17 protein-coding genes are annotated in these 19,240 nt (G+C 66.4%); 11 read left to right on the forward strand and 6 right to left on the reverse strand.

Features of this window, described 5'->3' with window-relative positions; all coding sequences use genetic code 11:
- Positions 1-36: 36 nt before the first annotated feature.
- The gene (locus DBO33_RS19995) at positions 37-819 is read right to left on the reverse strand and encodes an IclR family transcriptional regulator (RefSeq protein ID WP_107656406.1); all 783 of its coding nucleotides are present in this window, start codon (positions 817-819) and stop codon (positions 37-39) included.
- Between the two features lie 72 nt (positions 820-891).
- Between DBO33_RS19995 and DBO33_RS20000 the strand changes: the two genes are divergently transcribed.
- Genes DBO33_RS20000 through DBO33_RS20040 form a run of 10 tightly spaced genes read left to right on the forward strand, consistent with a single transcriptional unit; the run spans position 892 to position 12,070 of the window.
- A complete protein-coding gene (locus DBO33_RS20000) occupies positions 892-1,986 on the forward strand; it encodes a cupin domain-containing protein (protein WP_234390929.1) in 1,095 nt (364 codons plus the stop codon).
- Positions 1,983-2,849, forward strand: a complete 867-nt coding sequence (locus DBO33_RS20005; RefSeq protein WP_107656407.1) for a fumarylacetoacetate hydrolase family protein — start codon at positions 1,983-1,985, stop codon at positions 2,847-2,849. The genes DBO33_RS20000 and DBO33_RS20005 overlap by 4 nt, the downstream gene beginning before the upstream one ends.
- The gene (locus DBO33_RS20010) at positions 2,842-3,540 is read left to right on the forward strand and encodes a maleylpyruvate isomerase family mycothiol-dependent enzyme (protein WP_199856700.1); all 699 of its coding nucleotides are present in this window, start codon (positions 2,842-2,844) and stop codon (positions 3,538-3,540) included. The genes DBO33_RS20005 and DBO33_RS20010 overlap by 8 nt, the downstream gene beginning before the upstream one ends.
- An 18-nt stretch (positions 3,541-3,558) precedes the next feature.
- Positions 3,559-4,743 (forward strand): FAD-dependent oxidoreductase, encoded by a 1,185-nt coding sequence (locus tag DBO33_RS20015; protein WP_107656408.1) that lies wholly within the window; start codon positions 3,559-3,561, stop codon positions 4,741-4,743.
- On the forward strand, positions 4,740-6,218 hold the full coding sequence (locus tag DBO33_RS20020; RefSeq protein ID WP_107656409.1) for an aldehyde dehydrogenase family protein: 1,479 nt from the start codon (positions 4,740-4,742) through the stop codon (positions 6,216-6,218). Before DBO33_RS20015 ends, DBO33_RS20020 begins: the two co-directional genes overlap by 4 nt.
- A 36-nt stretch (positions 6,219-6,254) precedes the next feature.
- Positions 6,255-8,357, forward strand: coding sequence for a hydantoinase/oxoprolinase family protein (locus DBO33_RS20025; protein ID WP_107656410.1), 2,103 nt, complete (start codon positions 6,255-6,257; stop codon positions 8,355-8,357).
- Positions 8,358-8,359: 2 nt separating this feature from the next.
- Positions 8,360-10,357, forward strand: a complete 1,998-nt coding sequence (locus DBO33_RS20030) for a hydantoinase B/oxoprolinase family protein (RefSeq protein WP_234390930.1) — start codon at positions 8,360-8,362, stop codon at positions 10,355-10,357.
- Positions 10,354-10,635: a hypothetical protein gene (locus tag DBO33_RS44010; RefSeq protein ID WP_234390931.1), complete on the forward strand. Its 282-nt coding sequence runs from the start codon at positions 10,354-10,356 to the stop codon at positions 10,633-10,635. The genes DBO33_RS20030 and DBO33_RS44010 overlap by 4 nt, the downstream gene beginning before the upstream one ends.
- Entirely contained in the window at positions 10,620-11,372 is a 753-nt protein-coding gene (locus tag DBO33_RS20035; RefSeq protein ID WP_234390932.1) for an SDR family NAD(P)-dependent oxidoreductase, read from the forward strand. The genes DBO33_RS44010 and DBO33_RS20035 overlap by 16 nt, the downstream gene beginning before the upstream one ends.
- Positions 11,369-12,070 (forward strand): class II aldolase/adducin family protein, encoded by a 702-nt coding sequence (locus DBO33_RS20040; protein ID WP_107656412.1) that lies wholly within the window; start codon positions 11,369-11,371, stop codon positions 12,068-12,070. Before DBO33_RS20035 ends, DBO33_RS20040 begins: the two co-directional genes overlap by 4 nt.
- Here DBO33_RS20040 and DBO33_RS20045 read toward each other — a convergent pair.
- The 5 genes from DBO33_RS20045 to DBO33_RS20065 form a co-directional block, all read right to left on the reverse strand.
- The gene (locus tag DBO33_RS20045; protein ID WP_107656413.1) at positions 12,031-13,044 is read right to left on the reverse strand and encodes a helix-turn-helix domain-containing protein; all 1,014 of its coding nucleotides are present in this window, start codon (positions 13,042-13,044) and stop codon (positions 12,031-12,033) included. The two genes, DBO33_RS20040 and DBO33_RS20045, sit on opposite strands and share 40 nt — an antisense overlap.
- Positions 13,045-13,107: 63 nt before the next feature.
- Positions 13,108-14,130 (reverse strand): isocitrate/isopropylmalate dehydrogenase family protein, encoded by a 1,023-nt coding sequence (locus DBO33_RS20050; RefSeq protein WP_107656414.1) that lies wholly within the window; start codon positions 14,128-14,130, stop codon positions 13,108-13,110.
- On the reverse strand, positions 14,127-14,759 hold the full coding sequence (leuD, locus tag DBO33_RS20055; protein WP_107656415.1) for a 3-isopropylmalate dehydratase small subunit: 633 nt from the start codon (positions 14,757-14,759) through the stop codon (positions 14,127-14,129). The genes DBO33_RS20050 and leuD overlap by 4 nt, the downstream gene beginning before the upstream one ends.
- The gene (gene leuC, locus DBO33_RS20060; RefSeq protein WP_107656416.1) at positions 14,756-16,162 is read right to left on the reverse strand and encodes a 3-isopropylmalate dehydratase large subunit; all 1,407 of its coding nucleotides are present in this window, start codon (positions 16,160-16,162) and stop codon (positions 14,756-14,758) included. The genes leuD and leuC overlap by 4 nt, the downstream gene beginning before the upstream one ends.
- A 4-nt stretch (positions 16,163-16,166) precedes the next feature.
- The gene (locus DBO33_RS20065) at positions 16,167-17,324 is read right to left on the reverse strand and encodes a LeuA family protein (RefSeq protein ID WP_107656417.1); all 1,158 of its coding nucleotides are present in this window, start codon (positions 17,322-17,324) and stop codon (positions 16,167-16,169) included.
- Positions 17,325-18,011: 687 nt separating this feature from the next.
- Between DBO33_RS20065 and DBO33_RS20070 the strand changes: the two genes are divergently transcribed.
- Positions 18,012-19,238: a pyridoxal phosphate-dependent aminotransferase gene (locus DBO33_RS20070; protein WP_107656418.1), complete on the forward strand. Its 1,227-nt coding sequence runs from the start codon at positions 18,012-18,014 to the stop codon at positions 19,236-19,238.
- Positions 19,239-19,240: the final 2 nt, after the last annotated feature.

The raw sequence follows: 19,240 nt of genomic DNA on the forward strand, positions 1-19,240 counted from the left end.
AGTGCTTTTCAAGCGCGACCGGTTATCGACCGGAACTCAGGTGTACTGATCCAGGCGTGCTGACTGCTCGGCGGCAACGGCAACAAGTCGCCGCCCGATCCGGTCGGCGAGGCGTCGGTTCATGCGCGCGGTCGGTGCGGCCACCGACATTCCGGCGATGGGGCGCCCATTGGTAGCGCGCAGCGCGACGCCGACCGCGCTCAACCCGGTTTCGGTTTCATCGGCGTTGATCGCATAACCCAGTCGACGCACCGACTCCAGCGAACGCAGCAACGTTGCCCACTGCTGTTCCGCGAGGTGCGCTTCCGCATCATCGGCCGGGGCGGACCCACCCGACCGGGCGTAGAGCCGGGCGAGCTGAGCGGGGCTGAGGTCGGTGAGCAGGACTTTTCCTGCCGCTGCCGTTCTGGCGGGCATGATCGCGCCGCGGCGGTCGCCGACGCGCAGCGCCTGCCCGGATTCGACCGAGCCGATGAAGCGGACCCAACGTCCGCTGCGGACCCCCAGATGCACCGATTCGTCCAACTCGTCGCGCAATTTCTGCATCAGCGGGCGCAGCAGCAAGTTCAGCTCGCCGGTTGCCCGATGTTCGACCGCGACCACATGGAGTGCGGGACCGGGCAGATACCGGCGCGCGGAATCCTGCACGGCGAAGTCGCGATAGACCAGCATCGCGAGTAGGCGGTGCGCGGTGGAGGAGGATATTCCGAGCACCTGCGCAGCCGCACGAACGGTGAGTTCGCCCTGGTCACGAAGGATATGAATGAGCAGCAGAGCATTGTCGACAGAGCTCTGCGGATAAAGGGGTCGATCCCGCATAGCAGAATCCTAGTGCCTTTATGAACTGGGTCACATTAGCGTCGGATGCACCGATAGCTGGAAGGAACTACCGTGACCACAACCTCCGCAGCCACCGCTGCCGAGCAAGCGGCGTTGGCGAAGCTATACCGGGATTTCGATACCGAACATCTGGTCCCGCTGTGGACTCAGCTCGGTGATCTGATGCCCGCCCAACCAACGTCGAACGCCCGCCCGCACTGCTGGCGCTGGTCGACCTTGGCGCCGATGGCACGCCGCGCGGGCGATCTGGTGCCGGTCGGTCGAGGCGGCGAGCGGCGCGCTATCGCCTTGGCGAATCCGGGCCTTGCCGGTGCGCCTTACGTTTCGCCGACCATGTGGGCGGCGATCCAATACCTCGGCCCGCACGAGACCGCACCCGAACACCGGCACTCACAGAACGCGTTCCGATTCGTCATCGAGGGCGAGGGGGTGTGGACGGTCGTCGACGGCGACCCGGTGGCAATGCGCCGCGGTGACTTCCTGCTCACCCCGGGCTGGTGTTTTCACGGGCACTACAACACCACGGGCAAACCCATGACTTGGCTCGACGGGCTCGACATACCCTTTGTCCGCCAAACTGATTCGGCGTTCTTCGAGTTCGGCGCCGACCAGCTGGACACCGCGCCGACGCCGCACCTGTCCCGGTCCGAGCGGCTGTGGGCACACCCGGGACTGACACCGCTCGCGCAGCACGGCCCGCGCCCGAGTTCGCCGATCGCCGCCTACCGGTGGGAACACACCGATCGTGCGCTGACCGACCAGCTCGAACTGGAAGATCAGGGCTTCCCCGGCGTCGTCGAACCTGGACACGCCGCGATCCGGTTCACGAATCCGACCACCGGCGGCGACGTGCTGCCGACGCTGCGGGCGGAATTCCACCGGTTACGCCCCGGCGTGACCACGGCGGCCACCCGAGAGGTTGGCTCGTCGGTCTACCAGGTCTTCTCCGGTGCGGGCCGAATCATGCTGGGTGACGAGGAGTTCCGCGTCGAATACGGTGACCTGTTCGTCGTGCCCTCCTGGCAGCCGCTGACGGTGATCGCCGACGACAACGCGGAACTCGACCTGTTCCGATTCTCCGACACGCCGATCTTCGAAGCGCTGCACCAGTACCGGCGCGAGACCTCGAGCGTGGTGACCCGATGAGACTCGCAACGCTCCGAGACGGCGAAGGTACCTTCGCCGCCCGCATCGATGCCGCAGGAACCGTCTACGACCTCGGCCGCACCGATGTCGGCGAACTGCTGCGGACGCCGGGCTGGGCGGATCTCGCCCGACACGGAACACCAAGGGATAAGCGAACTTACGACTATGCCGCGGTAGTCCCGACACCGGGCAAGATCATCTGTGTCGGCTTGAACTATCGCACCCACATCACCGAGATGGGCCGCGCGATTCCGGACTACCCGACCCTTTTCGCGAAGTTCCCCGAAGCGCTCGTCGGCGCAGGCGACGACATCGTCCTGCCCGCGGCCAGCGCTGCGATGGACTGGGAGGCCGAACTGGCGGTCGTGATCGGCCGCCGAGTTCGCCACGCACGTGGCGCGGACGCGGCCGCCGCGATCGCGGGCTACTCGATTCTCAACGACGTCACCGCCCGCGATTTCCAGTACCGGTCCACACAGTGGTTGCAGGGCAAAACTTTTGAGCGGACCACTCCATTCGGCCCGGTGCTGGTCACTCCCGACGAATTCGACCCGGCTGAGGCCGAGTTGTCGTGCTACGTGGACGGCGACCTCGTCCAGTCGGCCGCACCCGCCGATCTGGTCTTCGATGCCACCGCCCTGGTCGAGTACATCTGCGCCATCGTCACCCTGAACCCGGGCGACGTGATCGCCACCGGCACGCCCGGTGGCGTCGGGCATGCTCGCAAGCCGCCGCGGTACCTGAAGCCCGGTTCGGTGGTGCGCACCGCCATCACCGGCCTCGGCGAACTACGCAACCATGCCGTGGCCGAGCAACTCGCCGCCGCCGGCGCCGACGAACTCGTCGCGGGTCGCCGTGACTAGCGCGGCGCCGGCCACCGACCTGGCGTGGCTGCGGGCCGGCACCTCGGTACTGCTCGACGCGGTCGATGATATGCCGGACGACCAACTGCGCCAACGCTGTTCGCTGCCGCAGTGGACCCGACGACATCTCGTCGCCCATCTGATCGGCAACGCGCAGGCGCTCTCGCGGTTGGCAAGCTGGGCGGCCACCGGAGTTGCGACGCCGATGTATCCCGACGCCCGGGCGCGTAACGACGAAATCGAGGAACGGGCAAGGTATTCCGCCGATCGCCTGCGGCACGATCTGCACGACTCCGCCGCCGCGCTCGAACAGCGGCTGGCCCGACTGGGACCGGCGCAGTGGCAGCGGCAAGTGCGTACGGCACAGGGCCGCACCGTTGCCGCCACGGAGATTCCGTGGTTGCGGATACGCGAGGTATGGATCCACGCGGCCGACCTCGACACCGGAATCACCTTCTCCGACATCCCGATTCCGCTACTCGAGCGTCTGGTCGAGGACGTGATGGCGCAGCGCAGCCGCCGCGGTATAGACCCGCCCTTCGCGGTCGAACTACCGGACGGGCAGCGCTGGAGCCTCGGTGATCACCCGGTCGCGACCGTCACCGGACCCGCGGCGGTAGTAGCCGCGTGGCTCACCGGACGCGGGGCCGCCCCACATCCGGAGGCGCCGATCCTCAGTCGCTGGTTATGAATCAGGAAAGGCACGAACATGCATAGTCATACCGATGTTCTAGTGGTGGGCGGTGGCGTGGCAGGCCTGGCGTCGGCCCTCGCGCTGGCCCGTGGCGGCCGTTCGGTCCGTCTGGTCGAAAAGGCTCCCGAATTCGGTGAGGTCGGCGCCGGGCTGCAACTCGGGCCGAACGCCACGCGCATTCTCGCGCAATGGGGTCTGCTCGACCGCGTCATCGAAACCGGTGTCCGGCCACGGCGCATCGTCTTGAAGGATGCGCGCACCGCCGAAGAGTTGGTCGCCCTCGATCTCGGCACGGATTTTCTGGCCCGCTACGGCGCGCCCTACGTCGTCGCGCATCGCAGCGATCTGCACCGCATCCTGCTGGACGCCGTACGCGATCTCGGCGTCGAGCTGCGTACGGCCAGTGAGGTTGTCGCAGTAGATGTTACGGCGGACGCGGCCATCACCACGCTGCTGTCCGGCGAACAGCTGCACAGCGATATCGTCATCGGCGCGGACGGCCTCAACTCACAGTTGCGGTCCACCATCTGTGCCGACGCGGCGGTCCCTTCCGGCTATGTCGCTTACCGCGGCACCGTCCCCGCGGCGGCGGATACCGGGGCCGGCCTCGACGATGTCATCGGCTGGATCGGGCCGAACTGTCATCTGGTCCAGTACCCACTGCGCCAAGGCGAACTGCTCAATCAGGTCGCGGTGTTCCGCAGCGCCCGGTTCGATCGCGGCGAGCTCGACTGGGGCGGGCCGGACGAACTGGACCAAGCCTTCCAGAGTTGTTGCCCGCCAGTGCATGCCGCGCTGAGCCGGCTGTGGCGGGACCGCTGGTGGCCGATGAGTGATCGGCCGCCGATCGACAGCTGGAGCCGCGATCGGCTGCTGCTCGTCGGTGACGCGGCACATCCGATGCTGCAATACCTCGCCCAGGGCGCGTGCCAGGCGATCGAGGACGGCTATGAGCTCGCCCGGGTGCTGGGCGGAAAACCGCTCGACCTGGCGGCCTGGAAACAGGCGGTCACCGATTTCGAACACCACCGCGTACCCCGCACGGCCAAAGTGCAGACCACCGCCCGCTGGTGGGGAGACCTCTGGCATTGCGACGGCATCGCCGCCGATCTACGCAATGCCTATCTGCGCGAACACGATCCGAACACCTTCCGCTACAGCGACTGGCTGTATGCCGACACCTCTAGGAGCCACCGATGACGACCGGTCTCGACGCGGAGATCCCCGCTCGTGCAGCCCGTTACCTCGATCGCGACTTCCGCCTGCTGATCGGTGGCCGGCTGCAGCCCGCGCTGTCGGGCGGCACCTACGACGTGTTCTCGCCGGCGACCGAGACGAAGATCGCCGCGGTGCCCGACGGGGCGGCGGCCGATGTCGAACTGGCGGTGCAGGCTGCCGAGGCCGCGCGGCCGGGGTGGCGGCGCACTCCCGTACTCGAACGCGCCGCGATCGTGCGTGGTCTCGCCGAGGTGATCGAGGCCAATGGCGAGGAGTTGGCCTGGCTGGACGCGATCGACGCTGGATCGCCGATCAGCAATGCGCGCAACGACATCGCCATGGCCGCCGAACACCTGCGCATGTTCGCCGCGCTCGCCTTCGAGATCAAGGGCAGCACCATCCCGGCCAGCAACAACGTGCACTACACCCTGCGTGAGCCGATCGGGGTCTGTGCGCGCATCGTCCCGTTCAATCATCCGCTGATGTTCGCCTGCAAGTTCGCCGCGCCGCTGGTCGCGGGCAACTGCGTGATCGTCAAGCCGCCGGAGATCGCCCCGCTGTCGACACTGCGATTGGGGGAGCTACTCGCCGACCAGCTGCCACCAGGGGTGCTCCAGTTCGTGGTCGGCGACGGGCCGGAGACGCCGCGCGCGATCGTGCGTCATCCGCAGGTGCGCCGCATCGGCTTCATCGGCAGCGAACCTACCGGGCGGGCCCTGCAACGGGAAGCGGCCGAGGTCACGGTCAAAGACATCACCCTCGAACTCGGCGGCAAGAACGCGATGCTGGTCTTCCCCGATGCCGATATCGAAAAGGCCGCCGCCGGAGCGGTTTTCGGCATGAACTTCACCTGGTCCGGTCAGTCGTGCGGGTCGAACTCACGGCTGCTCGTGCACGAGAGCATCGCCGAGGAAATCACCCGGCTGGTGGTCGCCGAGGTCGAAGCCCGCACCGTGGGCAGTCCGTTCGATGAAGACTGCCAGCAGGGCCCGCTCGTCTCGCAACGCCAGCTCGACCGCGCCCTGCACTATGTGCGGACCGCGCAGGACGAGGGGGCCACGGTACTGACCGGCGGCGTTCGCCCGGACGGGCTGGCGCGCGGCTACTACCTGCGTCCCACCGTGCTCGGTGGCGTCACGCCCGAGTCGACCATCGCCCGCGAGGAGGTGTTCGGGCCGGTGCTGTCGATCCTCACCTTCCGTAGCGAGGACGAGGCCGTCGAGATCGCCAACAGCGTCGAATACGGGCTCACGGCGAGCGTGTGGACCAGCGACGTGAGCCGGGCACACCGCGTGATCGGCGCGCTGGAAGCCGGATTCACCTGGATCAACGGCGCGTCCCGGCACTTCCCGAACGTCCCCTTCGGCGGCTACAAGTCCTCGGGTATCGGTCGCGAGGAGAGCCTCGAAGAACTGCTCAGCTACACCCAGACCAAGGCCGTCAACGTCATCTTCTGACCGCCGTCTCCATCTCTTTCGACCCTGGAGGTCACCATGTCCTACGTCATCGGTATCGACACGGGCGGCACATTCACCGACGCGTTCGTCGCGGACCAGCACAACCGGCTCGCGGCGGCCAAAACCCCCTCGACGCCGCCGGATTTCGCGCAGGGCTTCCTGACCGTCATCGACGATCTGGCCGCCGAACTGAATGTGACCACATCCCAACTGCTTTCGGACACCGACTACATTGTGCACGGCACCACCTCGACGTTGAACGCCATCGTCACCGGTGATGTAGCCAAGGTCGGATTTCTCACCACCCGCGGCCACGCCGACTCGATCTCGATCATGAACCTGGAGGGTCGGTACGCCGGGCTGGGCAGCGACGACATCCAGCACATGGCGCGCACCGGCAAACCGGCGCCGTTGGTGCCGCGGGAGCGGATCTACGAGGTCGACGAGCGCGTCGACTACAAGGGCAGTGTCATCGTGCCGCTCGATGAAGACTCCGTGCGGGCGTCGGTGCGATCGATGCTCGATACCGGCGTGGAATCCATCGCGGTGAGCCTGCTGTGGTCGTTCCGAAACCCCGTGCACGAACACCGGATTCGCGACATCGTGCACGAGGAGAGCCCGAAGCTGTACGTGGCGCTGTCCAGCGATGTCAGCCCCCGGATCCGCGAATACGGCCGCAGCGTGACCACGATCATGAATACGCAGGTGGGTCCGCGGCTGGCCGCGTACCTGCGTCCGTTGGAGGACGAGCTGAAGAATCGCGGGTTCACCGGGACGCTGCTCGTGATGCAGGGTTCGGGCGGTTGCGTGTCCTCGCAGGACGCACCGAGTCACGCGATCACCACCATCGGGTCCGTGCTCACCGGCGGTGTGGTCGGATGCCGCAACCTCGCGCAGGCGCTCGGGCACCGCAATGTCATCTCCACCGACATGGGCGGAACCACGTTCCTGGTCGGCCTGATTCGCGACGGTAAGCCGGTGACCTCCAGCTCGACCGTGCTGAATCAGTACACGGTCAGCACGCCGATGGTGGATGTGCACACCATCGGGGCCGGCGGCGGCGCGATCGCCTGGCTGGACGCGGGCGGCAATCTGCGGGTCGGCCCGCGCAGCGCCGGTGCGCGACCCGGCCCGGCGTGTTACGACGTGGGCGGCATCGAGCCGACCGTCACCGACGCCGACGTCGTGCTCGGTATCGTGAACCCCGGCAACTTCCTCGGTGGACGTAAGCGCCTGTCCGAAGAGCTTGCCGCCGAGGCTATTCGAACCCATATCGCGGAGCCGCTGGGTCTGTCGGTGCAGGACGCGGCGCAGGCGATCTACGCGATCCAGAACGCGCAAACCGCTGACCTGGTGCGCAAGGTCGTGGTCAACACCGGCCAGGACCCGCGCGACTTCGTGCTCTACTCGTTCGGTGGCGCCGGACCGGTGCACGCCGCGAGCTACTCCGCCGACCTCGGTGTCGAAAAGGTCGTCGTGCCACTGGGTGCCACCGCGGCGGTGTTCTCCGCCTACGGACTCGCGGCCTCCGATATCGTGCTGACCGCCGAACGCAGTAGCCCGCACAACTTTCCACCACCGGCCGATGCGGTCAACGAGATCTTCGGCGGCCTCGAAGCCGAGTTGCGGCGGCGGCTGAACGATCAGGGTCTGCAGTTCGACACCGTCACCTACGAGCGCGAAGCCGATGTGCGCTACACCATGCAGATGGCGGAGGTCTCGACACCGGTGCCGTCGGGGCGGCTCGGGGCCGAGGACGTCGAGCTGATCGGTGCCGAATTCGAACGCCGCTACGAGAGCATCTACGGCAAGGGTTCCGGCTTCGCCGAAGCCGGTTTGCAGGTCATCACCTACCGCGTGCGCGCCGTCGGACAGCTGCAGATCCGGCCGGTGCTGCCCGAATATCCTGCACGACAGGGAGATCCCGTCGTCAGCGGCACCCGCGAGGTATTCCTCGACCTCGTCAACGGCCGTGAGCCGACGGCCATCTACGACTACACCGCGCTCGGCGCGGGCCACCGCATCGAGGGCCCGGCCGTCGTCGAGGCACCGACCACCACCGTCGCGTTGCCGCGCGGCACCAGCGCCACCGTCGACCGGCTCGGCAATCTCGTCATCGTTCACCCGAAGGAGGGCTGATCATGCCCACAGTTCCCGTCGCGGGCGCCGAGCGCTTCGCGCAGCAACCCGATCAGCTGGCACCGGAAGTCGATTCGGTCGGCGATGTGCGGCTGCATCGGGTCGGCGAGCACGAGGTCACCGCACTAGACGCGCTGACCTACGAGGTCGTACGACATCGGCTCGCAGCGATCACCGAGGAGATGGGTGACGCCATCAAGCGCATGAGCGGTTCGGTCGTGGTGACCGACTGCAACGACTTCGGCGCCGCCATCATGGACGAGACCGGCGATACGGTGCAGGTGGGCCTGTACAACATGCAGCTCGCCGCGTCGGTCGATATGGCCGCGAAATGGACGCTGCGCCAACGCAGTTCGAACCCGGGCTTCGGGCCGGGGGACATGTTCCTGTGCAACGATCCCTGGGTGGGCGGTGGCCTGCACCAGAACGACGTCACGGTGCTCGCGCCGCTGTTCCACGAGGGTGAGCTGTTCGGCTGGACCGCGGCGGTGGCGCACCAGGTGGACCTCGGCGGCGTGTCGCCGGGCAGCTGGTCGGTCGAAGGGGTCGACGTCTTCTGGGAGTCCATGCCGATTCCGCCGGTAAAGATCGTGAACGATGGAGTGCTGCGCACCGACCTGGAAGATATGTATCTGCGCCGCTCGCGGGTGCCGAAACTGGTCGCCCTCGACCTGCGAGCCAAGATCGGCGCGAACAATGTGGCCCACGACCGGCTGCACGCCCTGATCGACAAGTACGGCGCGGGCACGGTCAAGGCCGTCATGAGACGCATGATGAACGACGCCGAGACACGGGTGCGGGCAAAGCTGTCCGAGCTGCCCGACTGCACCTGGGGCGCGGTGGCCCATCAGGACGGTGCCAAGGCGGGCGATCGCGAAATACACAAGATCGTGCTGGCGATGACCAAGTCCGACGATCGGCTCATCTTCGACTTCACCGGTACCGACCCGCAGGTCGACGGCATCATCAACTGCACGATGGCCGGTCTGCGCGGTGGCATCATGCCGGTCCTGCTCACCATGCTCTGCCCCGACATCCCTTGGGCGCCAGGGGGTATCTATCGCGCGGTCGAGGTCATCAGCGAGCCGGGCACGCTCAATAACTGCACCTTCCCGGCCGGCATCGGCAAGGCGTCGGTGGCCTCCGCGTGGGCGACCCAGAACGCGGTATCGGAAACCGTCGCCGCGATGCTTGCCACGCATCCGGTGCACTCGCGGCAGTTGATGAGTGTGTGTTGCGGCACTTGGGATCTCACGCTGCTGGCCGGCGTCGACCAGCGCGGTGGCGGATTCGTCACGATGCTGTGCGACGCCATGGCGGGCGGGCTCGGCGCGAAGGTCGACGGGGACGGCGTCGATACCGGTGGTGAGAACTGCATTCCGATGGGCCGCGTCGCCGATGTGGAGATCAACGAATTCAGCTTCCCGATCCTGTACCTGTGGCGGCGCGAAGAGCCGGATTCCGGTGGGCCGGGCCAGTATCGAGGTGGCGTCGGCGCGTCGAGCTGTTTCATCCCGCACGACACGCGGCCCGAAGGGCTGCACTTGGTGGTGTCCGCGCCCGGCAAAGCGGTTCCGCAAGCGCCGGGTCTGTCCGGCGGCTATCCAGCCGCGACGCAACACGATGTGCTGCTTCGAGATACGTCGGTGCGTTCCGCACTCACGTCCGGTCGGATTCCCGCCGACTTCGCCGAGATGGGCGGTACCAACGAGGTCGTTCCGCCGCATCTGGAGACCGAACTCGGTTGCGACGACGTGTATTACACGCATTGGCAGGGTGGCGGCGGGATCGGCGATCCGTTCCTGCGCGACCCGGCGCTGGTCGCGGCGGATGTGCGGGCGCGGAAGGTGTCCGGCCGAGCGGCGCTCGAGGTGTACGGGGTCATCCTCGACGACGCCGGCGCCGCAGACGATTACGCGACCCACAACCACCGGCGGCGCGCTCGACCACTGCGGGCGGGACTCGCGCCGCTCAGCACCGAAGAGGACGACCAGCGATGATCATCGACACCAATCTGGAGCGCGCCGACAGCGGCGAGATCTGCTGCCGCCACTGCGCGGCCGTGCTCGGCCCCTCGCCGCGCGAACCCATGACAAGCGCGCTCGTCAATGTTTCGGCCGCCCGCTGTGCCGGGCCCGGGATCAAGTCGGATCCAGCGCTGTTCACCGACCGCGCCATGGTGCTGCGGCAGCTGTTCTGTCCCGGCTGTCTGGCCTTGCTGGCGACCGAGGTCGTACCCGAAGACGAACCGAGCTACCGGAAGTGGGCGCTGAAGTGAGCTACACCAATATTGATCAGAAGGTCGTCGTGGTCACCGGTGCCGCACAAGGCATCGGCGCGGCTTACGCCCAGCGGCTGCACAAGGAAGGCGCGACCGTCGCCGCGGTCGATCTGTCGCAGGCGGTGCTGGAATCGGAAAACTGTGCCTCGGGGCACGTCGTCGACGTCTCCGATCCCGACAGCTGCCGGGCGCTGGCAGCGGAACTACAAGAGCGCTATGGGCGGGTGGACGGGTTGCTCAACAACGCGGCCATCTTCTCCACTATCCAGATGAAGCCGTTCTGGGAGATCGAACCTGCGGAGTGGGACCGGTTGATGGCAGTCAATCTGAAAGGGCCGTGGCTGCTGGCCTCGGCATTGCTGCCCTTGCTGCGGAAATCGAGCGCGGCGAGCATTATCAATATCGGCTCCGACGCCGCGCTGATGGGGCGGCCGGGATATCTGCACTACGTCGCGAGCAAGGGTGGGGTCGCCGCGATGACCTTCTCGATGTCGCACGAGCTCGGCGAGTTCGGGATTCGGGTGAACACGCTCTCGCCCGGCCCGGTCTATACCGAGGTAGCCCGGGAAACGGTCTCGCCGGAGCAGAAGCAGGCCATGCTGGCCACCCAGGCGCTGCACCGCACCGCGGGCCCGGACGACATGACCAGTCTGGCCGTCTTTCTGCTCAGCGACGACAGCGGTTATCTGACCGGACAGACGATCTCGGTCAATGGCGGGTTGGTGCACCGATGAGCAGGGAAACGCGCGAGTTGGTCGCCACCTCCAGCCGAATCCTGGCCCGGCACGGCCACGGCGATTTCATCTGGGGGCACAGCTCCAGTCGTGATGTCGAAGGCCGTGGCGCCTGGATCAAGGGCAGCGGCTGGGGTCTGGACGAAATCACCCCTGACCGAGTGCATCTCGTGGATCGGCACGGTGCCGTGGTCGAAGGCGAAGGGGCGGTGCAATTCGAATACCCCATCCACACCGAGATCTTGGCGGCGCGGCCCGACGTCGGCGGAGTCGTGCACACCCACGCGCCGCACGCGACGGCATTGGCCGCTGCGGGTGCGGAGTTGCTTCCGGTCAGTCACGCGGCGAATTACTTTGTGCCACCGATTGTTCCACGGTTCACACTGACCGCGGATCTGATCATGACCGCCGAGCTCGGTGCGGCGGTGGCCGAATGCCTCGGCGGCGCGTCCGCGCTGTTCCTGGTGAACCATGGGATCGTCACGGTCGGACCGGATCTCGAAACAGCCACCTTCGCCGCACTGCTACTCGAACAGGCCGCCGAACAACAACTGCGCACGCTGGCCTTCGGCGGCAAACCCACCTGGTCGGAGCCGGCCGAGTCACTGGCCAAGCGCGAACACATCTATAACCCGATCGCGGTGCGCAAGGCCTGGGACTACCTGGTGCGATCAGCGCCGACCGGCAACCTCGGCTGATCGGATCTCTCCGGTACGTGTCCTTCCTGTGCGGTCCTGCGCCAGCTGTTGGGTGTCGAACCGTAGGCTGCGCGGAAACGTCTGGTGAGGTGTGCGGGGTGGCGGAAGCCGTTGCGGTGCGCGATCGCGGCGATCGAGAGGTGTCGGGTGTCGGGGCGGGTGAGATCCGCGCGCACTCGCTCGAGGCGTTCGGTGATGATCCATTGTTCGAGGCTGAGTCCGGTGCGGGCGCATAGCTTGTAGAGGTGACGTACCGAGATGTTATGGGCGCGCGCGATTGTGGGCGCATTCAAGTCTGGGTCGCTGAGTCGGCGCCGGACGTGATTGCGGATCTGTGCCATCAGGAGGTCGGCAGGCAGCGCTGTGCCGTCCTCGTGACCGCTGGTGGCCGCTGAGATCAGGAGGGTGCGCACCATTTCCAGGCAGGCGGCGCCGAGTTCTTTCGTCGCGACGTCGCGGTGCAGCAGTTCGGCCGATTCGCCCATCAGTGTGATGTGGTTGACGACCAGAGGGTAGATCGGGCTGCATCGGAGTCGGCTCAGCGCGGTGCGGACGGTCTCGGTCGGTAGACCGAGCCGATCCAGTGAAACTTGTAAGGCGATCACTGTGCCGCCGCGCCAGTCGAATTGGTAAGGAAGGTCTACGTCGACTATGAACATGTCACCGGGGCTGGTTTCGTACTGGAAGTCGTCTTGGGACAGACGTGACGACTTCTCGCGCTGAACGGCGAGCGCCAGCAGCGAACTCGGCGAGACCCGGATTTGTTTCGGTGTGCGGACCAGACGGAAGCCTGACATTTGTAATCGCTGCAGTCCCACTTGACCGAACTCCCACGTGTCGAAATATGCGTGTATCGGTGCATCCTGGGGTCCGTACAGCACATGTGATGGTGCCGAAACTTCTTGTACGACAGCCGCCATCACATCGGCGCGGTCACGTGGATCGATGTCGTCGGTATTCAGCACGGTAGTCATGGTTTCCCTTGCGCTCCGGCTCGGACTGGGTGCAGCCGCGACCTCGCGGTATTGGTTTCGCGTTCACAGCCGCGCTCGAATCGCCGCGCCGGTTTCCGCGGTGGACAGGGTGCCGCCCAGATCCGGGGTGCCGAGCCCGGCTGAGATCACCTCCTGGACCGCCCGGCGCAGCGTGCGCGCCGCATCGGCGTGGCCGAGCCGTTCGATCAGCAGCGCCGCGGTCACGATCGCGGCGATCGGGTTCGCGACACCCTTGCCCGCGAGGTCAGGGGCGGTGCCGTGCACCGGCTCGAACAAGCCGAATCCGGTGCTGCCGTTGATATTCGCCGAGGCCGCGGTGCCGAGGCCGCCGGCCAGCTCGGCGGTGAGGTCGCTGATGATGTCGCCGTAGGAGTTGTTGGTGACGATCACGTCGAAGGCGGTCGGATCGGCGACCAGCTCCATCACGGCGGCATCGACATACAGGTGCGACGTCGGCACCTCGGGATGTCGCCGGATCGCGTCGGCCCAGCATCGCTGCCACAGCGCGCCGCCGTTGCGTACCGCGTTCGATTTGTCCACCATGCAGACGGATCGGCGGGCGATGGCGAAGGCGAAGTCGAGGATGCGGGACACACCGTGCCAGGTGTTGATCTCGGCGTCGATGGCCACTTCCTGGGTGGTGGCGGGACGCAACCGGCCACCGATGCCCGCGTACAACCCCTCGGTGTTCTCCCGGATCACCACGCAATCGATCGGCCTGCGCGCCTCGTCGCGCAGCGGGCTGAGCCGATCGTGGCACAGTGCCGCCGGCCGCAGGTTCACGTAGAGGTCTAGTTCGAAGCGCAGGCGCAGCAGTACACCGCGGGCATATTCGGTGTCGGCCCTGGCATCGCCGACCGCGCCGAGCAAGGCGGCGTCACTGGCCTTGACGCGGTCGAAATCCTTGTCCGACAAGGCGATTCCAGTGTAGAGATAGGTGTCGGCGTTGACGTGGTCGAGCACGTCGAAGTCGAGTCCGAGGTCGAGCGCGTCCAGGGTCAGCACCGCCTGCTCGATCACCTCGGGGCCGATGCCGTCGCCGGGAAGCACCGAAACGGTGCTCATGCTCCGGCCGCCGGTGTGTTGGCCGCGGCGACCGGCACGCTCGGCCGGATGCTGGGTAGCCAGTGGCTGCGACGACGTTCGTAGGCGCCGATGCCGTCGGTCCGTTCGAGCGTCACCGCGATCTCGTCCAGCCCGTTCAGCAGCAATCCGCGTGCACGATCGTCCACGGTGAACGCTTGTCGCAGCGCGCCTGCCCGCACCTCGCGGGCTGCGAGATCCACGGTGAGCCGCAGTTGGGGATCGCGTTCCACCAGATCGGTGAGCGGGCCGACCACGTCGCCGGGCAGCTCGACGGCGAGCAGCCCGTTCTTGAATGCGTTGCGCCGGAAGATATCTCCGAAGCTCGTGGCGATGACCACGACGAATCCCCAGTCCCGCAACGCCCATACCGCGTGCTCGCGGGAACTGCCGGTGCCGAAGTTGTGTCCCGCGAGCAGGATGGTCGCACTCGCGCTGTCCGGCTGGTTGAGCACGAACTCGGGATCGGTACGCCACTCGGCGAACAGCGCGTCCGCGTAACCGCTCTTGGTCAGTCTCTTGCAGTATTCGGCCGGAATGATCTGGTCGGTGTCGACATCGCTGCGCCGCAACACCGCGGCACGTCCGGTGTGCTCGGTCAATGGTTTCATCGTGGCCCCAAGCTGCTCGGCACGGTCAGCCGTCCGGTGACCGCGGTGGCGGCGGCGACGGCGGGGGAGACGAGATGGGTGCGGGCCTGCGGGCCCTGGCGCCCTTCGTAATTGCGATTGGAGGTGGACGCGCAGCGTTTGCCGCCGGTGAGCTTGTCCTCGTTCATGCCGAGGCACATCGAGCAGCCCGAGAGCCGCCAGTCCGCGCCCGCCTGCCGGAAAACCTCGTCCAGTCCTTCGTTTTCGGCCTGCTTGCGCACCGCGCTCGAGCCGGGCACCACCAGCGCGTGCACTCCGGCGGCGACCGTGCGACCACGTAATACGGCCGCGGCCGCTCGTAGATCCTCGATGCGGCCGTTGGTGCAGGACCCGAGGAAGACGATATCGATGTCGATAGCGTCCATGCGCGTACCCGGGACCAGATCCATGTAGCGCAAGCTACGTTCGGCCGCCGCGCGTTCGGCCGGGTTCGTGAAGTCCGCAGGGTCGGGCACGGTGCTCGAAAGTGGAACGGCCTGACCGGGATTGGTGCCCCAGGTCGCGAACGGGGCCAAGGTCGAGACATCGATGGTGACGGTGCGGTCGAACTCGGCGCCGGGATCGGTACGCAGTGCCTTCCAGTAGTCGACGGCCTCGTCCCAGGCGGTGCCGCTCGGTACGGCCTTGCGGCCCTTCAGATATGCGAAGGTGACGTCGTCGGGTGCGCACATGCCTGCCCGCGCTCCGGCCTCGACGCTCATGTTGCACAGGGTCATTCGGCCCTCCATCGAGATTCGCTCGACGGCCGCGCCGCGATACTCGATGATGTGCCCGTGCGCGCCGTTGGCGCCGATCCGGGCGATGACCGCAAGGATCAAGTCCTTCGCGGTCACATCGGCGGGCAGCTCGCCGAGGAACTCGACCGCCATCGTGCGGGGCCGCGCCAGCGGCAGGGTCTGGGTGGCCAGCACATGTTCGACATCGCTGGTGCCGACGCCGAACGCGAGCGCACCGAACGCGCCGTGCGTCGAGGTGTGGCTGTCGCCGCAGATCACCGACATGCCGGGGTGCACGAATCCGTGCTCCGGTGCCACTACGTGCACGATCCCCTGACGGGGGTCGCCTAGCCGGTACAACTCGATGCCGTGCTCGGCACAGTTGCGCCGCAACGTCTCCACCTGCATTTTGCCCATGGGATCGGACAGCACCAACGAGCGGGTCGGGACGTTGTGGTCCTCCATCGCCAGGGTCAGATCCGGTCGCCGGACCTGCCGTCCGGCCAGCCGCAACCCGTCGAAGGCTTGCGGTGAGCTGGCCTCGTGGATCAAGTGCAGGTCGATGTAGAGCAGATCCGACCCGCCGTCGACCTGCTCGATCACATGGTTGTGCCACACCTTCTCGATCAGCGTCCGCTGCGCGCACATCGGGCTACGCCTCCGCGGTCGCGGATTGCCGGCACAGGATCAGCTCGCGCACCCCGGCCAGATCGATGCAGTCACCGTTGGTCCGGTTGGCGACGAACTCGCGATAGATGTCGTCGACGGCGGCCTCGTCCACCGGCAGACCCATGTTCTCGTACACGTAGCGCAGCACCGCGTGTCCGGAATGCCTGCCGACCAGCATCGAGCGCTGTCTGCCGAACCGGGTCGGGTCGATGTACTGGTAGGTGATCGGATCCCGCAGCATGCCCGCCTGATGGATACCGGCCTGGGTGGCGAAGGCGTTCAGCCCGAAGATGGCCTTGTTCCGCGGTGCCGTCAGCCCGATTGCCTTGTGCAGCACCTGGAACGCGCGATACAGACCCTCGGTGCGGGCGGTGGTGGTGGCGCCGACTTCCGCGCTCTTGTAGGTGAGCACCGCGATGAGTTCCTCGAGCGCGGTATTGCCCGCTCGTTCGCCGATTCCGGCCAAGGTCGCCTGCACCTCGTCGGCGCCCGCCGCGATGCCGGCCAGCGCGTTGGCCAGCGACAGGCCGAGGTCTTCGTGACAGTGCGTGGCGATCACGACATCCGGACCCGACCAGGACCGAATTCGACCGATCAGCGCGCCGTACTCGCTCGGCGTCATACATCCGGTGGTGTCCGCGACCGCGATGACGTCGGCGCCGGCGGCCAGTGACTCCTCCACCAGCGCACGCAGCAGCTCATCCGAACCGCGAGAGGCGTCTTCGATGCCGAGCGTCAGGTTCTCGGTGCCGAGCGAACCCGCGTAGCGCATGGTGTCGACGACTTCGCGCACCGCCTCGGCTCGGTCGATGCCGCGCTTGTGTTCGAGGTGGATCTCGCTGCCGGTGGCCATGATCTGGAGGTGATGGCGGGCGGTGCCGCCGGCCTGGATCGCGAGCTCGACATCCGCGCGGGTCGCTCGATTGAGCGTGGCGATGCGGGCCGAGGTCAGCTCCTGCGACAACAGCTTCGTGGCCTCGAAGTCGCTCGGCGACGAACTCGGAAAGCCGACCTCGATCACGTCGACGCCGAGAGCTTCGATCGCCAGCGCGACTTCGAGTTTCTGTTCGGGTGTCATAGCGTTTCCCGGCGCCTGTTCGCCGTCGCGCAATGTCGAATCGAAGATCGATATTCTCTTCATGGTACGTCGCCTTCGGGATCAATAGTCCGGTATATGGAAAGAGCGCCGTCATCGGTGTCGATCATCGGAATGGGCATGCCTGCGGACTTAATCTGCTGCACGATCGTGCACTACTGTTATTGTGCGCGCCGAACTCGGCATCGGAATGCGTGTCGAGTTGTGCCGAAGGACGTTTCGTTGCTACGGATGGCTCGGTCCGCGACCGCAACTCGTCCTATTCGGACCATAGCATGCGCGATCGTTCGGCAATCGACCGTCAGTGCACACCATTGAACTGACCGTGCACAATTCGCGCAGCGCCGGCCTGCTGCGGGCACGTCCGGTCCAGCTCAGGTGGCCTTGCGGTGGCTCGCAACGAGGCGGGAGTTCCTAGGGGCGGCTACCTTTTTCGATATTCCGACCGGGCGGTTTGTGAATGGCTAATTTTCAGATGAAAGCTCTTCTGCTGTGCGGCAATCGATGTAACAATCGAGAAGGCTCTAGTCGGCAGGAATCTTTCAGCGGATTCGGCTCGTATTGTTCATATCGCTGGATGGCCGCAATCGGATGTCGTATTCATATACATTGCCGAATCGCGACGAGTATTTCGTCGGTATACCTGCGTCGGCAAACGGGTGAACATCGGACCCAGCATCGTCCGCAACCGGTACCCGCGAGCAACCCTCGCCCGTCGAATCGGAATCGCTCATGGAGCCACCGCATTCCAGTCTTCGTAACGGCACACTCCAGAACTCGGCCACCACCGACCTACCGGTGGCCGAACGGGTCGGCAACCTGGCCCGCAGCGGCTTGTTCGGATTGCTGGCCACGGCACAGGGCGGGCACACCATCGATCTCGCGCTCGGTGTACCCGCCGTGCCCGTGACCCCGCCCGGCCTGATCGAGATGGCCTGCGCCGCCCTCCGGGACGGAGTCAACCAATATGAACAGCCGGACGGCAATATCGAACTGCGGCAACGGATCGCGGCCGAGTTGGCGGTTCCCACCGATCCGGCGACCGAGCTGACCATCACCGTCGGCGCCACTACGGCACTCACCGCGGCCATCCTGGCCATCGTCGACCCCGGTGACGAAGTCATCGTCTTCGAACCGCTCTACGAGAACTTCATCAGCGCGATCGCCCTGGCCGGCGGGGTCCCCCGGCTGGTGACCATGCACGCCCCGGACTGGTGCTTCGATGCCGCCGAGTTGCGCGCGGCGTTCGGCCCGCGGACCAAGGCGGTGGTGTTGTGCACGCCGAACAACCCGACTGGTCACATGCTGACCCGGCGGGAGTTCGCCGATATCGCGGAGCTGTGCGAACGCTGGAACGCGGTGCTCATCTCGGACGAGATCTATTCGACCTACGTGTACGCCGGGAACCGGCATGTGTCGGCCGCCGATATTGCCGGCCTGGGCGACCGCAACATCGTTATCGGCAGCTTGTCCAAGAGCCACGCGGTGTGCGGCTGGCGGATCGGCTTCGTCCGGGCGAATGCCGCGCTGTCCAATTCGATCCGGCGCGTTCATGTCGCGGTCTGCGGCGGCGCGGCCGCACCACTGCAAGCGGCGGCGGCGCGCATGGCGGCGGCCCGGCCCGGTTTCCTGCGGCCGTTGGCGAAGCTCGATGCACAGCGGGTTCTTGTTGTCTCGATATTCGACGACATCGGTTTCCGCTGCATTCCGCCGGACGGCGGATGCTATGCGATGGCCGATATCCGGCAATTCACCGACGACGACTGTGAATCGCTGGCTTACCGGCTCGCCCAGCAGGCCGGGGTGATGGTGGCGCCGGGGAGATTCTTCTATGCGGTGGCGGCGCAGGGCGATCACCTCATCCGCATCGCATTCAACCGGCGACTGGCGACCCTCGACGAGGTCCGCCGGCGTCTTTCGGCATATCAGGCCGCTGACCAGCGGTTCATCGCACGATAAGG

The sequence above is a fragment of the Nocardia suismassiliense genome (assembly GCF_900269665.1).
In the GTDB taxonomy this organism is placed as follows: Bacteria; Actinomycetota; Actinomycetes; order Mycobacteriales; family Mycobacteriaceae; genus Nocardia; species Nocardia suismassiliense.